At 66.2% G+C, this 15,791-nt stretch carries 14 protein-coding genes; 6 read left to right on the forward strand and 8 right to left on the reverse strand.

The window, feature by feature from the left end; genetic code table 11:
• Positions 1-45: 45 nt before the first annotated feature.
• From cobJ to ABQJ48_RS07730, 4 genes are read right to left on the reverse strand one after another with little or no spacing between them, the layout of a single operon-like run.
• Positions 46-1,791: a precorrin-3B C(17)-methyltransferase gene (gene cobJ / locus ABQJ48_RS07715; RefSeq protein WP_367837421.1), complete on the reverse strand. Its 1,746-nt coding sequence runs from the start codon at positions 1,789-1,791 to the stop codon at positions 46-48.
• Positions 1,788-2,516, reverse strand: a complete 729-nt coding sequence (locus ABQJ48_RS07720) for a precorrin-2 C(20)-methyltransferase (RefSeq protein ID WP_367837095.1) — start codon at positions 2,514-2,516, stop codon at positions 1,788-1,790. The genes cobJ and ABQJ48_RS07720 overlap by 4 nt, the downstream gene beginning before the upstream one ends.
• On the reverse strand, positions 2,517-3,143 hold the full coding sequence (locus tag ABQJ48_RS07725) for a precorrin-8X methylmutase (RefSeq protein WP_367837096.1): 627 nt from the start codon (positions 3,141-3,143) through the stop codon (positions 2,517-2,519).
• Positions 3,136-4,659 (reverse strand): precorrin-3B synthase, encoded by a 1,524-nt coding sequence (locus ABQJ48_RS07730; protein WP_473094109.1) that lies wholly within the window; start codon positions 4,657-4,659, stop codon positions 3,136-3,138. The genes ABQJ48_RS07725 and ABQJ48_RS07730 overlap by 8 nt, the downstream gene beginning before the upstream one ends.
• A gap of 746 nt (positions 4,660-5,405) precedes the next feature.
• Between ABQJ48_RS07730 and cbiE the strand changes: the two genes are divergently transcribed.
• Genes cbiE through cobM form a run of 4 tightly spaced genes read left to right on the forward strand, consistent with a single transcriptional unit; the run spans position 5,406 to position 9,313 of the window.
• Entirely contained in the window at positions 5,406-6,716 is a 1,311-nt protein-coding gene (gene cbiE / locus ABQJ48_RS07735) for a precorrin-6y C5,15-methyltransferase (decarboxylating) subunit CbiE (RefSeq protein ID WP_367837098.1), read from the forward strand.
• Positions 6,716-7,804: a cobalt-precorrin-5B (C(1))-methyltransferase gene (locus ABQJ48_RS07740; protein WP_367837099.1), complete on the forward strand. Its 1,089-nt coding sequence runs from the start codon at positions 6,716-6,718 to the stop codon at positions 7,802-7,804. Before cbiE ends, ABQJ48_RS07740 begins: the two co-directional genes overlap by 1 nt.
• A complete protein-coding gene (locus ABQJ48_RS07745) occupies positions 7,801-8,568 on the forward strand; it encodes a cobalt-precorrin-6A reductase (protein ID WP_367837100.1) in 768 nt (255 codons plus the stop codon). The genes ABQJ48_RS07740 and ABQJ48_RS07745 overlap by 4 nt, the downstream gene beginning before the upstream one ends.
• 16 nt (positions 8,569-8,584) lie before the next feature.
• Positions 8,585-9,313 (forward strand): precorrin-4 C(11)-methyltransferase, encoded by a 729-nt coding sequence (gene cobM / locus ABQJ48_RS07750; RefSeq protein WP_367837101.1) that lies wholly within the window; start codon positions 8,585-8,587, stop codon positions 9,311-9,313.
• 130 nt (positions 9,314-9,443) lie between these two features.
• On the opposite strand, the gene ABQJ48_RS07755 is transcribed toward cobM, so the two are convergent.
• The gene (locus ABQJ48_RS07755) at positions 9,444-10,937 is read right to left on the reverse strand and encodes an MDR family MFS transporter (RefSeq protein WP_367837102.1); all 1,494 of its coding nucleotides are present in this window, start codon (positions 10,935-10,937) and stop codon (positions 9,444-9,446) included.
• A 214-nt stretch (positions 10,938-11,151) separates the two neighbouring features.
• Between ABQJ48_RS07755 and ABQJ48_RS07760 the strand changes: the two genes are divergently transcribed.
• Complete coding sequence (locus ABQJ48_RS07760) at positions 11,152-11,418, forward strand: DUF1488 family protein (RefSeq protein ID WP_367837103.1); 267 nt, start codon at positions 11,152-11,154, stop codon at positions 11,416-11,418.
• Positions 11,419-11,668: 250 nt separating this feature from the next.
• Entirely contained in the window at positions 11,669-12,304 is a 636-nt protein-coding gene (locus ABQJ48_RS07765) for a carbonic anhydrase (RefSeq protein ID WP_367837104.1), read from the forward strand.
• A gap of 143 nt (positions 12,305-12,447) precedes the next feature.
• Here ABQJ48_RS07765 and ABQJ48_RS07770 read toward each other — a convergent pair whose 3' ends face one another.
• The 3 genes from ABQJ48_RS07770 to ABQJ48_RS07780 all read right to left on the reverse strand — a co-directional run bounded on the left by ABQJ48_RS07770 (position 12,448) and on the right by ABQJ48_RS07780 (position 15,447).
• Positions 12,448-13,029, reverse strand: a complete 582-nt coding sequence (locus ABQJ48_RS07770) for an alpha-ketoglutarate-dependent dioxygenase AlkB family protein (protein ID WP_367837423.1) — start codon at positions 13,027-13,029, stop codon at positions 12,448-12,450.
• A gap of 292 nt (positions 13,030-13,321) precedes the next feature.
• Positions 13,322-14,101 carry a 5'/3'-nucleotidase SurE gene (gene surE / locus ABQJ48_RS07775; RefSeq protein WP_367837105.1) on the reverse strand — a complete coding sequence of 260 codons (780 nt, stop codon included), beginning with the start codon at positions 14,099-14,101 and terminating at the stop codon, positions 13,322-13,324.
• 149 nt (positions 14,102-14,250) lie between these two features.
• Positions 14,251-15,447, reverse strand: a complete 1,197-nt coding sequence (locus ABQJ48_RS07780) for an acyltransferase family protein (protein ID WP_367837106.1) — start codon at positions 15,445-15,447, stop codon at positions 14,251-14,253.
• Between the last annotated feature and the right edge of the window lie 344 nt (positions 15,448-15,791).

Below are 15,791 nucleotides of genomic sequence, written 5' to 3' on the forward strand. Positions count from 1 at the left end.
CGCGCGCTGCGCGTTCAGCGTGGGAGTGCCGGCGCGTGTGCCGGCTCACTCATACCAGCGCGGCGTGTACACCCACTGCGCGCCGTGCGGACCGCTCGTGAATGTGCGCGTGGTCGACGACCCGACGATCACCATCGTGCGCATATCCACGTCCGACGAACGCAATGCGCCGAGCGTCAGCGTGCGCAGGGTGCCGCCTGGCCGGCCGATGTCGCGCCCCAGCACCACCTGCGTCGCGTGCGCGCGGTAGTTACGCACGATGTTCAGCGCCTCGTCGAATTGCCACGGACGCGCGCGTGAAATCGGGTTGTAGAACGCCAGCACCAGATCGGCTTCGGCGGCGTGGCGCAGACGCTTTTCGATGATGCTCCAGGGCTTGAGATTATCGGACAGCGACAGCATGCAGAAGTCGTGGCCGAGCGGCGCGCCGGCTTGCGCAGCGGTCGCGAGCGCCGCCGATACGCCCGGCACGATCGACAGTTCGACGGCGGCCCACGCGGCGTCTTGCGACGCTTCGAGTGCTTCGAGCACGGCGGCGGCCATCGCGAACACGCCGGGGTCTCCCGAGGACACCATCACCACCGAGTGTCCCTCGCTCGCCAGTTCGAACGCGTGCCGCGCGCGTTGCATTTCCTCGCGATTGTCGGTGCCGTGCACGCGTTGGCCCGCGCGCAGCGGGCCGGCCATTTTCACGTACGTTTCGTAGCCGAGGATATCGGTGGCATTGTCCAGCGCGTTGCGCGCGGCGGGCACCATCAGGTCCGCGCTGCCGGGGCCCAGCCCGATCACCGTGAGACGGCCGCGCGCGCGGCCGATCGTGGTGGGATCGATTGCGAGAGGCGCGAGAGCCAGCGCGACGCCTGTGTCGATGTCGTCGCTCAGTGTTTCGAATGGGATGCGCAGTGCGGCGTGCAGCAGGTTGGCGGGCGGGTGTCCGTCGTGGGCACCGGGTTGCGTGAAGCGCAGCGGCACGTTCAAGCGCGCGGCGGCTTCGGCCAGCGCTGGATCACCGATGCTGTCGGACGAAGCGAGTAATGCCGCGAGCGACAGCGGCGCGAGGCCGTGCGCAGCGAGCGCGTCGTGTACGCGGGCGACGATCTCTGCACCCGCACCCGCACCCGCACCCGCACCCGCACCCATCACCGCAGCCACCACACTGCGCGGGTGAATCACCAGCTCATCCTGACGCCCGTTCCACACGCGTGGCGTGACGCGAATCGCGAGCCGTGCCGATGCCGAGCGGGGCAACTGCGCGTCGTCGAGCCACGGCGCGTCTCCTTCGATGCGCGTGCTTTCCCCGGCCAGCAGGTCCGACACGAAGCGCTTGCCTTGGCCGATATCGGCCAGCGTGTAGCCATCGGGAGGATTGAGCACACACGTGCCGAAGCGCAGCTCGCCGCTCGTCGTGATCGCGGGCGGCACCGCCAGGGCGGCGGCGATCTCGCGCGCCATCACGTTGACGCCCGCCAGCCCGCCGAGCAACGGCACCACCGCGCTGCCGTCCTCGGCGACCACCAGCACCGGCGGCTCGACGCCCTTGTTCGACAACAACGGCGCAATGCAGCGAATCACGATGCCCGCCGCGCACAACGCGATGATCGGCGTGCCGCGCGCATACAGTTCACACAGATGCGCGCCCAGTTCGGTGTAGGGTACGTCGGCGTCGACTCGTCCTTGCAGCGCATGCACCCGGCAATTCGCGCCCGAGTCGCGCTCGATGTATAGGGCCTGGATGCGCCGTGCGGTCGCCAACGCTCCGGCGCCGAGAATCACGATGGCGGGCGGCGTCATCCTTGCCATTTTTCCCCCGGCACGACGAGCAATGAAAAATAGGGCGACGCCATCGGGTCGACCTCGTCGAGCGGCACGATGCGCTGATTGCCCATCGTCGCGCGCTCGACGTACAGCGCGCGCTGCGCGAGGCCGAGTTCGCCGAGCACGCGCCGCACCTTGTCGAAATTGCGGCCGAGCTTCATCACGACGGCGGCGTCGGCATCGGCGAGACGGCGGCGCAATTCATCTTCGGGCAGCACGCCCGAGAGCACCGACAGGCTCTGGTTGCGATACACCAGCGGCGCGCCGAGCACCGCTGCTCCGCCGAGCATCGAGCACACGCCCGGCACCACCTCGCTCTGATAGCGCGGCGCGAGACGGTCGTGCAGGTACATGTAGGAGCCGTAGAAGAACGGATCGCCTTCGCAGATCACGGCGACGTCGCGGCCCGCATCGAGATGACCGGCGACGATCGCGGCGGCGGTGTCGTAGAAGTCGGCGATGATCGCCTCGTAGGAGAGCGGCGGTTCGAGCGCTTCGGTCGTGACCGGATAGACCAGCGGCAGATGCTGCTGGGCATCGTGCAAATGCGCTTCGATGATGCTGAACGCGTTGCCTTTCTTGCCTTTTGCGACGAAGTACGCGACCACCGGCGCCGCCTTCAATAGCCGCAGCGCCTTCAGCGTGATGAGTTCGGGGTCGCCGGGGCCGACGCCCAGTCCGAATAGACGTCCTTCGCTCATTTATTCGGCCTCCGTCGCGAGCGCATTGAGGGCGGCGGCGGCCATCGCGCTGCCGCCGCGCCGGCCGTGCACCACCACGTAGGGCACGCCGCGGCTGTCGTCGGCGAGCATCGTTTTCGATTCCGCGGCGCCGACGAAGCCCACCGGAAAGCCCAGGATCAATGCCGGCTTCGGCGCGCCCGCGTCGAGCATGTCGAGCAGATGAAACAGCGCGGTCGGCGCATTGCCGATCACGACGACGCTGCCCGCCAGATGCGGGCGCCACAATTCGAGCGCGGCGGCCGAGCGCGTATTGCCGAGTTCGCGCGCGAGCGCTGGCACCTGCGGATGCGTGAGCGTGCAGATCACTTCGTTGTGCGCGGGCAGTCGCGCGCGCGTGATGCCTTGCGCGACCATGCCGGCATCGCACAGAATCGGCGCGCCGTGCGCGAGCGCGGTGCGCCCCGCCGTACCCGCTTGCGGCGAAAACTGCAATGCGTCGACTACGTCGACCATGCCGCACGCGTGGATCACGCGCACCGCGAGTTTTTCGAGGTCGGCGGGGATGCGCGACAGGTCGGCTTCCGCGCGGATCGTCGCGAAGGACTGGCGATAGATCTCCTGCGCGTCGCGTAGGTATTCAAGCATCTGTGTTACTCCGGGACAGGTGGTCGAGCATGTCGGCGGCCTGCGCGATGGTCAGGTGGTGTGCGACGCACTGGCCGAAACCGGGCTGGCCGTCGCGTCGATAGAGATCGTACCGGCCGGGCGCCGCGGCCAGCAGCGTGTACGGCGCGCAATGCGCGGCGGCGCAGGAGCGCGCGCAGCCGCTCAGATGCACGTCGACGTTGGCGGGCAGCCGCTCGGCGAGTTGCAGTGCGTCGGCTTTGGTATCGGCGAGACTCTTTGCGCAGCCGCTGGAACCGGCGCACGCGACGAGCCGTGCCATGGGTTGCGCGGGATCGCAGGCGAGGCCGAGCGCGTTCAGTCGGGCCAAAGTAGCAGGCAACGCATGCGTCGGGATGTCGGGCAGCAGCACGCTTTGCCACGGCGTTGCGCGCAGTGTGCCGTTGCCGTGCTGCTGCGCGAGCGCGGCAAGGCCTCGCAGCATTGCCGCACTTAGACGGCCGAGCGGCGGCTGGCCGCCGGCGTGCCAGGTCCCTGATACGCGTTGAGCGTGTGCGCCGAGACGCAGTGTGGGATCGGCGGGCGTACTGCGTTGCCATTCGGCGAACGTTGCGTCGCGCGATAGCGGGAAATCGAGGTAGCGTTGGGCATGCTGCAATAGCGGGTCGACGTCATGCGTGGCGAGCAGGTGACGCATGCGGGTGGCCTCGGCGGGTGCCAGATCGAGGAACGTATGCAGCAGCGCGCGCACGAGAGCGACAACCTGAGAAGGCAGGATGCCGGCCAATGCGCGTGTGCCGTCGGCGGAAGACCGGCGTGTGCGGGTGCCTGCCTTTTGCGCGCCGGTGACGGCATGCGCAGCCGACCGCGCAGCGGCAACCGCGCTCGCCGTTGTTTGCGCACCGACCAACGCGGGCGGACAACCGGCCAATCCGAACACGAATCGCACGCCGTCGTGGCTCGGCGTTGCCGCGAACCAGATATCGTGCGGATGATCGATTCTTGCAAGATGCTCGCCGCCATCGAGCAGCAGCGCGAACTTCGGTGACAGCGCAGTGAAACGCCATTCGCTTTGCAGCAGTGTCAGCAGTTGCGCGCATAGCGGCGTCGTGTCGATCAGCGCGAAGGGGTCGCGTCCGGCGGCGGGACTGATCATCACGTTGCGCACGTCGTCTGCTGCGCTCAGCGCTGTGGTGCTCGGCGAGTTCGGTGCGTCCGTGGCTTGCAGAGCCGTGGGCCCGAGCGCTGCATCGACCAGTTCCGCGACCAACGCTGCTTCATGCCCGCTGCGTACGCCGCGCACTTGCAGGTTCGCGCGATTGGTCAGCTCGATCACCCCGGCCGCGTGCCGTTCGCTGGCGCCGGCGACGACGTGCGCCTGGTCCGCGCTCAGCTCGCCGCCCGGCAGTTTGATACGGCAAATACCGCCATCGGACGCGGCGACGATGCGCAGGAGCCCCGGACATGCGGAGGTCCGCGGCGTCGCAGCGGCGTGAGGCCCAACAGTGGAGGGTGATGCTTGAGTCAAGACGGACACCGGGTTTAGCGTCGCGCGACAGCCCGACCAAGCCGCAACGCGGATTGCTGCGGCATCGGCACGCGCCGGTCGACGTTGGACGGCCTGCACAGTATTGCCGGTAGGGCTCCTGGCTGGCAGATCATCGTCCGCTGCGGCCTTCCCGGTCGAACCCGTGGCGCGCAGCGCGGGCCGACTCGCTGCATACAGTCGCGGAGTAGTTCGATGGATTCATTCGAGGCGATGTCAAAACCCAGGTCAGGGCAACCTTTGTCGCGTGTTCGATGCCGGAATGCGGCCTCGAGAGCGTTCTGGACAGTCGGTGAGCAATCGGCCGGCCATTATAGCGCCACCCAGTATCTTCCCAAGCCGGGCATCAGAGGCAGGCCGTTTTACAAACCGTCGAAACCAGGCTCTCCCGTGCCCGTCGAAAAGACCTGGCTGGACTTCATCCAGCCTCATTGTCGGCAGTCGGGGAAATCCTTCACGAGCCACCGCGCGGCCAGGAGGCCCGGTCACGCGCCGCGCCTGGAGGTGGCGCATCTAGCTTTGCACCGGGCAGTCGCCAAATGGCTGCATGTTCGCGACGTGCCGGACCTCATCACGCACCGTTGCCGCAGCAGTCACCACTTGCACTGCCGTCCGTCCTCGGCGCCGGAGCGCATCGGCGCTGTATGATGCCTTTTTTCGAACCGCGCAACCACGCCGAACGCTGTGACCGGCGTGGCCTAGCGCACTAGTTGAACGTACAGAATGAGGATGGTTGCATGCCCGCGTGGCTGACTGTGGTGGGCATTGGCGATGACGGCTTCGCCGGTCTGGGGCGGCCGGCGCGGCGGGCTTTGCTGAGCGCATCGGTGGTATTTGGCGGCGAGCGTCATCTGGCGATGCTGCCCGCACGGCTCGCCGCGCGCCGCGCCAGCTGGCCGCGCCCATTCGATCTCGCGCCGCTGCTGGCCGAGCGCGGCCGCGCCGTGTGCGTGCTGGCGAGCGGCGATCCGATGCTATTCGGCGTCGGCGCGAGCTTGGCGCGGCAGTTGCCGGCCGATGAATTGCGCGTGCTGCCCGCGCCGTCGTCGTTGTCGCTGGCGGCCGCGCGGCTCGGCTGGCCGTTGCAGGAGGTCGCGACGGTCTCGCTGGTGGGCCGGCCACAGGCGTCGCTGAACTCGCATTTGCGCGACGGCGCGCGCGTGTTCGTGCTGAGCGCGGACGGCCGCACGCCCGCGGCGCTCGCCGAACAGTTGAGCGCGCGCGGCTTCGGTGCGACCCGCATGATCGTGCTGGAACACCTGGGCGGCGAATCCGAGCGCCGCCTCGACGGTCGCGCGGATGAATGGCCCGCGGGCGACGTCGCGGCGCTGAACCTGATCGCGCTCGAATGCCGTGCGGCGGCAAACGCACCGCGTCTGCCGCTCACCAGTGGCTTACCAGACGACGCCTTCCTCCACGACGGCCAGTTGACCAAGCGCGACGTGCGCGCGATCACGCTCGCACGCCTCGCGCCGACGCCGGGCGAATTGTTGTGGGACGTGGGGGCGGGCAGCGGCTCGATCGGCATCGAGTGGATGCGCGCGCATCCCGCTTGCCGCGCGATCGCAATCGAAGCCCATGCCGAGCGGCAGCGCTTCATCGAACACAATCGCGATGCGTTGGGGGTGCCGGGGCTGCAACTCGTCGCCGGCCGCGCGCCCGATGCGCTGCAGGGGCTGCCTGCGCCGGATGCCGTGTTCATCGGCGGTGGCGTGACGGCGCCGGACGTGCTGGACGCGTGCTGGGCGCGTCTGCGCGACGGCGGCAGGCTGGTCGCGAACGCCGTCACGTTGCAGGGCGAGGGCGCGCTCACCGCGTGGCGCGAGCGGCACGGCGGCACGCTGACGCGGATCGCGCTGGCGCACGCGCAACCGCTCGGCGGATTCGATACCTGGCGCCAGGCGTTGCCGATCACGATGCTCGAAGCGATCAAAGGGGCGGGCGGCCATACTGATACGGCAGGCGCCAGCGCCGTTGACGGCGCTGGCGGCGACATGGCCAGCCGTGCCGCGCTCACCGCGACCGCGGCTCCATCCAGACAACCCTGATGCGCGAAGAATCTCCCGAACAACCCGCGCCGCTGCGTAGCGGCTACACGACGGGCAGTTGCGCGACCGCGACGTCGCTGGCGGCGGCGCGTCTGCTGCTGGCCGGGGTGGTCAGCGACGTGGCGGAGATCGTGCTGCCGAAGGGCCAGCATGTGCCGATGCCGCTGGTGTTTTGCCGCATCATCGAGGAGGGCGCCGAAGCGGGCACCATCAAGGATGCCGGCGACGACCCCGACGTGACGCACGGCGCACTGGTGTTCGCCCGCGTGCGTCTGCGGCCCGAGCCGGGCGTGACGTTTCGCGCCGGACCCGGCGTCGGCACGGTGACGCGCGCAGGCTTGACGCTGCCGGTCGGCGAGCCGGCAATCAACCCTGTGCCGCGCAAAATGATCACCGACCATCTGACCGAACTCGCGACGGAGCACGCGTATCGCGGCGGCTTCGAGGTGACGATCGGTGTCGAAGGCGGCGAGCAGCTCGCGCTCAAAACGATGAACCCGCGGCTGGGCATTCTCGGCGGCCTGTCGATTCTCGGCACCACTGGCATCGTCCGGCCGTTCTCGTGCTCGGCCTATATCGCGTCGATCCATCAGGGCATCGACGTCGCGCGCGCGAACGGTTACATGCATGTGGCGGCCTGCACGGGCAACGCGAGCGAAGACGCAATGCGCGCGCTTTATCGTCTGCCGGATATCGCGCTGATCGAGATGGGCGACTTCGTCGGCGCGGTGTTCAAGCACATGAAGCGCGCGCCTGTCGAACGGTTGAGCGTATGCGGCGGCTTCGGCAAACTCAGCAAGCTGGCGGCGGGCCACCTCGATCTGCATAGCCGCAATTCGAGCATCGATCTCGAACGGCTGGCGACCTGGGCCGCCGAACACGGCGCCGAGGCCGCGCTGCAGGCGCAGATCCGCGCAGCCAACACCAGTCAGCAGGCAGTCGCGCTGGCGCTCGCGCAGCAGGTGCCGCTCGGCGATATCGTCTGCCGGCACGCGTTGGCGGTGGCGCGCGCGATCGTGCCGCCGCAGGTCCACGTCGAGATGTTCGCGATCGACCGTCAGGGCAGGCTCATCGGAGCGGCGCAGTGACGCGGGTCCTGTTGCTCGGCGGCACCGGCGACGCGTTGAAGATCGCTCGCGAATTGGGCCCCATGCACGTGTACAGTCTCGCGGGCCTCGGCAAGGTGCCGGATGATCTGTGCTGCGCCGTGCGGGTGGGCGGGTTCGGCGGCGCCGAGGGCATGGCGCGCTACCTCGAAAGCGAAGGGATCGGCCTCGTGCTCGACGCGACGCATCCGTACGCTGCTCGCATCAGCGCCAATGCGTTCGACGCATGCCGTGCGGCGCGTGTGCCGTGCTGGGCGCTGCGTCGCCCGCCCTGGCAGCCGCAAGCCGGCGACGACTGGCGCATGGTCAGCGACTGGAACGAGCTGACAGCGGCGCTCGCGCCATTCCGGCGGCCGCTTTTCACGCTCGGCCGCGAACCGCTCGCGCATCTCGACGAGATTGCGCCGCGGCAGTTCTGGACGGTGCGCTGTCTCGATCCGCAGCCGGATCACGCGCGTGCGCGCATCCTCGCGGCGCGCGGGCCGTTCACGCTCGAAGGCGAACGCGCGCTGTTCGCGCTGCAAGGGTTCGACGTGGTGGTCAGCAAGAACAGCGGCGGCAGCGCGACCGAGGCGAAACTCGAAGTCGCGCGTGAACGCGGCTTGCCGGTCATCATGTTGCGCCGTCCGGCGTTGCCCCAGGTCGAGCGTGAATTCGAATGCCTGGCCGATCTGCGGGACGCTTTGCGGGCGCATCGGGTCGAACTTCGCACAGGGCCGCACGCGGCCGGCCGCGCAGCCCAATGAACGATTGGAGTACTCAATGACGGTGTTTTTTATCGGCGCGGGCCCAGGCGACCCGGAACTCATTACGGTCAAAGGCCAGCGGCTCGTGCGCGATTGCCCCGTGATCCTGTACGCGGGGTCGCTCGTGCCGGCCGCGGTGCTAGATGGGCACAGCGCGCAGCAGGTCGTCAATACTGCGGAACTCGATCTCGACCAGATCGTCGCGTTGCTCGAGGCCGCGCATGACAAAGGCCAGCACGTGGCGCGCGTACATTCAGGCGACCCGTCGCTGTACGGCGCGATCGGCGAGCAGATCCGCCGCTTGCGCGAGTTGCAGATTCCCTACGAGATCGTGCCGGGTGTGACCGCCACGGCAGCATGCGCGGCGGCGCTCGGTTGTGAACTGACCCTGCCAGACGTGTCGCAGACGGTGATCCTCACGCGCTACGCGAGCAAAACGACGATGCCCGAAGGCGAGCAGCTCGCGGACCTGGCGCGGCATCGCGCGACCATGGCGATCCATCTCGGCGTACGGCATCTCGCGCGCATCGTCGATGAATTGCGGCCGCATTACGGCGGCGCATGTCCGATCGCGGTGATCTATCGGGCGAGCTGGCCGGATGAGGAGAAGATCACCGGAACGCTCGACGATATCGTCGGCAAAGTGCAATCGAGCGCGATCGAGCGGACTGCGCTGATTCTGGTCGGCGACGTGCTGGCTGCCGAAGGTTTCGCCGAGTCGACGCTGTACGCGAAGGGCGGCTGATCGGCATCCGCGCGAGAGTCCTGCCGCGATGGCTTCATCGCGGACATTGCGTGCGGCGCGCCATGCTCTGGTCGAACCCGCGCGGGCGACCGAGCCAGGCGCGCGGCACGACCGCGACTCCGCGCACGAACTAGTCCTCGATCGGCGACAACGCTTGAACCGGCTTTTTCTTCGCAAGCCCGATGCTGATCGGCGGCACGAAAGTCAGCAGCGCGACCACGAAAATCGCGATCACGAAGATCGACAAAAACGTCAGATGCAGCGACTGATGCAATACCTGGCGGATCATGTCGCTGTCGCCGAGACTCGCGGCCTGGTTCTGCAGCAGTGCCTTCAACTGGTCCGAGGTAACTGCCGCCGCGCCCTTCGAATGAGCGAGCCCGAAGTTGAGCACCGCGCCAAACAGCGTCGCGCCGAGCGTGCTGCCGAGATTGCGCGAGAAGATATTCGACGCGGTGGCGCTGCCGCGTTCGTCGATCGCCACGATTTCCTGGATCAGCATTAGCGAACTGACGCTCGACGTGCCCATGCCGAAGCCCATGATCAGCGAGCCGAACGCGGCGATGAGCGGCGAGCCGCCGGGCGACAGGAACAGCAGCAGCGCCGCACCGAGCGGCACGAACGCGCTGCCGCCGACCAGAATGCGCCGCAAGCCGACGCGGTGGAACGACTTCGCGGCGAGCGTCGCGCCCGTCGGCCAGCCGACCATCATCATCGTCAGCGAGAGGCCGGCGACCACGGGCGACCGGTGCAGCACGCCTTGCACGTACATCGGCAGGAACGTGGTGGCGCCCATCAGGATCATGCCGGATAGCAACGTCGAGCCGTTGCACGCGGCGATTGGCCTTCTGCTCCACAGCGCGAACGAGATCATCGGTTCAGCCGCGCGGCGCTCCTGCAGCACGAAAAACAGCACGCACAGCAGGAACGCGCCGGCTGCGAAAAATGCTCTGGTGGCCTGGTCGTCGCCGGCATAGGTCAGTGCCATCATCAACGCGGCGATCGCCGCCATGAAGAGCGCCGCGCCGCCGAAATCGATCGACGGACGCCCGTGCCGTTCGGGCTCGCGCAGGAACGCAACGAAGCCCGCGGCCGATGCAAGGCCGATCGGCACGTTCATCCAGAAGATCCACGCCCACGACAGGTTGTGAATGATGAAGCCGCCGACCATCGGCCCGATCACCGCCGAGATCGCCCACACGCTGGCGAGGTAGCCCTGCACCTTGCCGCGTTCGCGCGCCGGATACAGATCGCCGACGATGGTCAGCGTGACGGGCTGGATCGCGCCCGCGCCGACGCCCTGGATCAGGCGGAACACGATCATGGCCGGCATCGACCACGCGAAGCCCGCAAGCACCGAGCCGAGCAGGAAGATCGCGATGCCGGCGAGCATCACCGGCTTGCGTCCGAGCAGATCGGCGAGCTTGCCGAACACCACGGTCATCGCGGTTTGCGTGAGCAGGAACGAGGAAAAGACCCAGCTATACAGATGCAGATCGCCCAGTTGGGCGACGATCTGCGGCATGGCGGTGGAGACGATGGTGGCTTCGATGGCGACCATCGCCATGGACGCCATCACGGCGGCAATGACGGGCGCGCGCGATGATTGAGGGCTGCGGGACATGGAGGCGTTAGTATCAGGGTGTTGGGCGCGTCCTACGGACTATGAGCAGCGTTGACCGGGACGCATCGGCGCGGCCGCGTCTGGCGGCCGAAGTGGGAGTATGCACCTGGCGGAGAACCTTCGCTCGGCGCCGCTCGCCGCTGCCGCAACGCGCGCGGCGGCTTGGCACAGAGCTTGCGGACTCACCGCTCTCTTTGACACTTGGGGGATCATTATGAGAATCGAATTCACCGGACGCCGTGAAGTGGTGGCGGCAGCTCGCGTCGCTTTTCAGGCCAATGTGGATGGTGCGGACGTCTGGTGCAGCGTGTCGCTGGACGCGCTGAACGACCATTTTGGCAACGGTGGTCCTTCGGCTCACGATCTGGTGGGCACCTTCGAGGCCAACCGCGCGCGGATTGAAAATGCTGCCCGGCGGGTGCTCGAAAGAAACGGCGGACGGTCCGTGGAACTCGAAACCGGCGACTTCAACAGGGCTTAGACCGAGGCCCCGACCCCTACCGGAGACTCGGACGGTGGCGGCCCGGGCGCGTGCGCGCCGGGCGCTTTGCTCGACGCACAGGTCGGCGCATTGCCGCCGATAGACCTGTACCAATGGGCCGGGCGAGTCGGGAACGACGCGACACGCCGGCCGCCCGGCTACCGTATAGTCATTACCATCGACAGCAGGCATGCCGCCGCATCCCCGCGCATGCATTGCGAACCCAGTTCCCGATTGTCTGGAGAACATCGTGCAGGAAATCATTGAAGGTTTCATCCGCTTTCAAACTGAAGTCTTTCCGCAGCAGATCTCGCTGTTCAAGCGTTTGTCGGCGGCGCAAAGCCCGAGCACGCTTTTCGTGACCTGCTCGGATAGCCGCGTGGTCCCCGAACTGCTGACGCAGACGGAGCCGGGGGCGCTGTTCGTGATCCGCAACGCCGGTAATATCGTGCCTTCCTACGGCCCGGAGCCGGGCGGGGTGTCGGCCACGGTCGAATACGCGGTGTCGGTTTTGGGTGTGCGCGACATCGTGATATGCGGTCACTCCAACTGCGGCGCGATGACGGCGATTTCGACCTGCACGAACCTCGAACATCTGCCGGCGGTGGCGAGCTGGCTGCGTCACGCGGATGCAGCCAAGGCAATCAACGCGTCGCGCAGCTATCACTCCGACGCCGAGCGTCTCGACGCGCTCGTCAAGGACAACGTGATCGCGCAACTGAGCAATATCCGCACACATCCGTCGGTGGCCGTGGGGCTCGCCAACAAAAAGCTGCAGCTGCATGGCTGGATCTTCAATATCGAAAGCGGCGTGATGCTGGCACTCGACGGTCGCACGGGAACGTTTTTGCCACTCACCGAAAACCCGCAGGTCTATGCCGTCTGACACGAACGATGGCGCGCGTGTTGCCGACCGGTCTCGGCGCGGCCTGATGTAATGCAGCGCATCGCGCTGCGACGATGAGCGGTCGCGGTTTCGACGATGAACCGCCATCCCCCGTTGCCACCTTGGGCGCCGCACGGCCCCGCTCACTCGGCGAAGCAGCGAAACGCAAGACTGATACGCGGCCCGCACGCACCGGCGAGCTTGGGAATGCCGTGCTCGTGCGTGAATTGCGATGCGTAGCTCATCACCAGACAGCTTCCCGGCTCGAGTTCGACATGAACGCTGCGGCTCCCGCCGGTTTTCGGCCGGATAGTCATGCGACGGCGCGCGCCGAGCGAGACGATTGCGATAGGCTGCGCGGGCACCAGGCCGTCCGTCTTGTCGCTGTGAAGCGCGACGCTGTCATGGCCGTCGCGATACAGGTTGAGACCGACCCGGTTGAACGGCGCGCCGACGAGTGCGCGCACGGCTTCGAACGCTTCGCCCAAGGGCGCGGGCAGGTCCGCGGACGCGCGCGAGAAGGTGGCGAGCAAACGGGGCACGGCGACGTCGCGGTCGTACATCCGGCGTTGCTGACTGAACCAACCGACGTTGTGAAGTGCCTGTTCGAACCATTGCTGGGCCACGTCGGCCGGTATGGACTCGGGTAGGTAGCGGATGCCGCCTTCCGGATCGCGAAGAAGGGTTAGCGGCTCGGGGGCGAAGAGGGCTGGCTGCGAGAGCATGGTTGAGGCGGCGCGCGGCGCGCGCGTTGGCGAGCGGGCTGATTGCGGTTCCATGATTATACTGTGTTTTTATACAGTGCTTCCAGCCGGCTCACACCTCACGAAAATGACGCGCGCGATGCGCTGCGGCGCTCAGCCAGCAGTGTGGGCATACGCGGAGCTTCCGGGGAACCGCACGGCGCGATCCGCCGTACGCGTCGCGGGTCGACGCATTTAACCGCGGCAAATGCATGCTGTCGCCCCGCAACAGCAGATGCTCGACGTCGAACGACGCGCGCTGCCTACTGAACATTCAACGAAGCGACGCGGCGAGCCGCGCGAAGGTCGCTTCGTCGGTGCGATCGAAGGCCAACGGCGTGACCGACACGCGTCCCGACGCGACCACGGCCGTTTCGCTGTCCGGTTCGTTCGCGCGCGCGCCGCGCTGAAAGCGCAGCCAGTGATACGCCATGCCGCGCGGGTCGACGTGCGGCAGCACCTCGATGTCTTCGACGAGTCCCACACCTTGCCGGGTCGGCGTGAGCGGACCGGCGGCCGCCGCATCGACATCGGGGAAATTGATGTTCAGGCAAGTCGGCGCGGCGTGCTCGATGGCGAGCAACTGGCGAACCACGCCCGGCGCAAGCGCGCGCGCCGTGTCCCAGCGCACGCTCTCGCGCGCGCTGAACGTCTGGCTGAGCGCGAACGACGGTAGCCCGAGCAACAGGCCAGTCATCGCCGCGCCGACCGTGCCCGAAAACATGGTTTCGACGCCGAGGTTGCCGCCGCGGTTGATGCCGGACAAAACCAGCGAGGGCGGCGCGTCGCGCATCAGATGGCGTAAGCCCATGACGACGCAATCGCCGGGCGTGCCTGTCACGCCGTAGCGCCGGTCGCCCTGGCGGCTCACGCGCAGTGGCGAATGGAGACTGATCGAATGCGATGTGCCGCTCTGATCGTGCTCGGGCGCGACCACCCAGACTTCGTGCGCGAGTTCGGCGGCAACGGCTTCGAGCACGGCGAGGCCGGGCGCATCGATACCGTCGTCGTTCGTCAAGAGCACACGCGGCACTTTGGATTGGTAGGTGGACATCGTGTCGAGCTCCTCTAGGCGGGTGGGGGGGCAGCGTATGGAAGAGTCATTATCGGGCTATCGGCGGGTGCATGTCGCGCGTGCAGCGACAACAAAGCCTTTGCCGCACAGCCTTTGCGGGGCCCTTCAGCTTCGCTCGACAACGACCACTAGACGATCGGCGACAGACGCTCGCGCTGGCCCGATGAGAACAGACGAGCGGCCACCCATTTGCCCAATCGCTGCATGGGCCGTTCTACCAGCAAGTAAGACGCATACGCCGCGAGAATGGAAAAGGTCAGAAGGGTGACAAACTTTCCCATCCCGCCCTCCAGCCGGAAAAGCGGGCCCAGTACCGGCATCATGTCGATATGTTGATGTAGCGGCTCGTGAACGATATATAGGCTGAAAGAGATGCGACCCAGGAAAACGAACACGTCGCTCGGCCCGCGGACCAGATTGCGAGCCTTGGAGAGCAATCCATCAAAATCGGCGCACAAATACACGCTAAAAATCGCAAGAGCGGCTAAACCCTTTCTGGTCAAACCATGCCCCATTGCATAGCCGGAGAAGAAGTGCGACAAGAAATAGGCGGCCAAAAAGAGATAAAGCAGAGTGCGCAAGTGCGAGCTTAGACCGAGCCAGGTTTTCCTGAAGTTGGCGTACAAGTAGGCGAGAAGAATTCCCACTACAAATTCGAGAAACAGCGGACTGCTCAATTGGCTGACCAGTTGAGCGGGGACCGGCAGACTTCCGGCATAGACCTGCGTCGGATAGGCGTCCAGGTGCAGCGGAAAGTGCGCCAGTTTTTGTAGCCCGAATACACAGCCGATCAACACTGCCGCTGCAGCCAGACCGCGGTGGGACTTGCACACCAACATGCCTGCCGCGAACATGACGTAGAACCAGAGTTCGTAGCTTAACGTCCACGCGGGAGACAGAATGTTGTAGCCGAAAAACGGCGCGTCGCTGTTCGCCAACGGAATGAACAACAGGCTAAGCACCAGGCTATGCCTATCAAGGCCAGGGTCAGCGATAAACAGTATGGCTATAAATAACCACGCCAGCGGGATAACCCGGAACGCGCGCTTGAGCAGGAAGGGTAAGACGAACTGGTTTTTCTCGCTTTGCGTTGTCGTGTACATCACAAAGCCGGAAAGGATAAAGAAGATGTCCACTCCGATTCGGCCATTCTCGAACAACGTGTTACCGATGTGCGGAATGACATCGTTCAGCAATTCGCGGTAGTGATACAGCACCACAAGTAAAGCGCTCACGCCGCGCAGACAATCCAGCGATTCAATATGTCCAGGACGCGCAACGATGCCATGCGAGCGAATTTGCATCTCTGACTCTGCCGAACTCATGCCGTGCACACATCCTGTTATTGGTTCAAGGGTTATCGTCGATGCTTTTGCTAGCACGCCAGCGATACCGGAGCGGGATCATGGCACAGATTCCCGGACCGGGACCGGGCTCTCACGTCTGCGCGCGACTTTACGGACGTGATATCTCGACGTTCAGCCTATCGGGTTATTTGAACCGATGCTGTGACGAATATCACATCAGGCGAGGCGGTGCTGTAGTGATCTGACCTGCGGCAACAACCTGCTTCGACTCACTCTTTTGCCGCGAGTTGAAAGCGGATCTTGCCGTTCGTGGTTGCGATACCTGGGATTTCCACTTAGAAGCGCAGATGCATCACGTTCAG

The sequence above is a fragment of the Paraburkholderia suaedae genome, assembly GCF_040812055.1.
Lineage (GTDB): Bacteria > Pseudomonadota > Gammaproteobacteria > Burkholderiales > Burkholderiaceae > Paraburkholderia.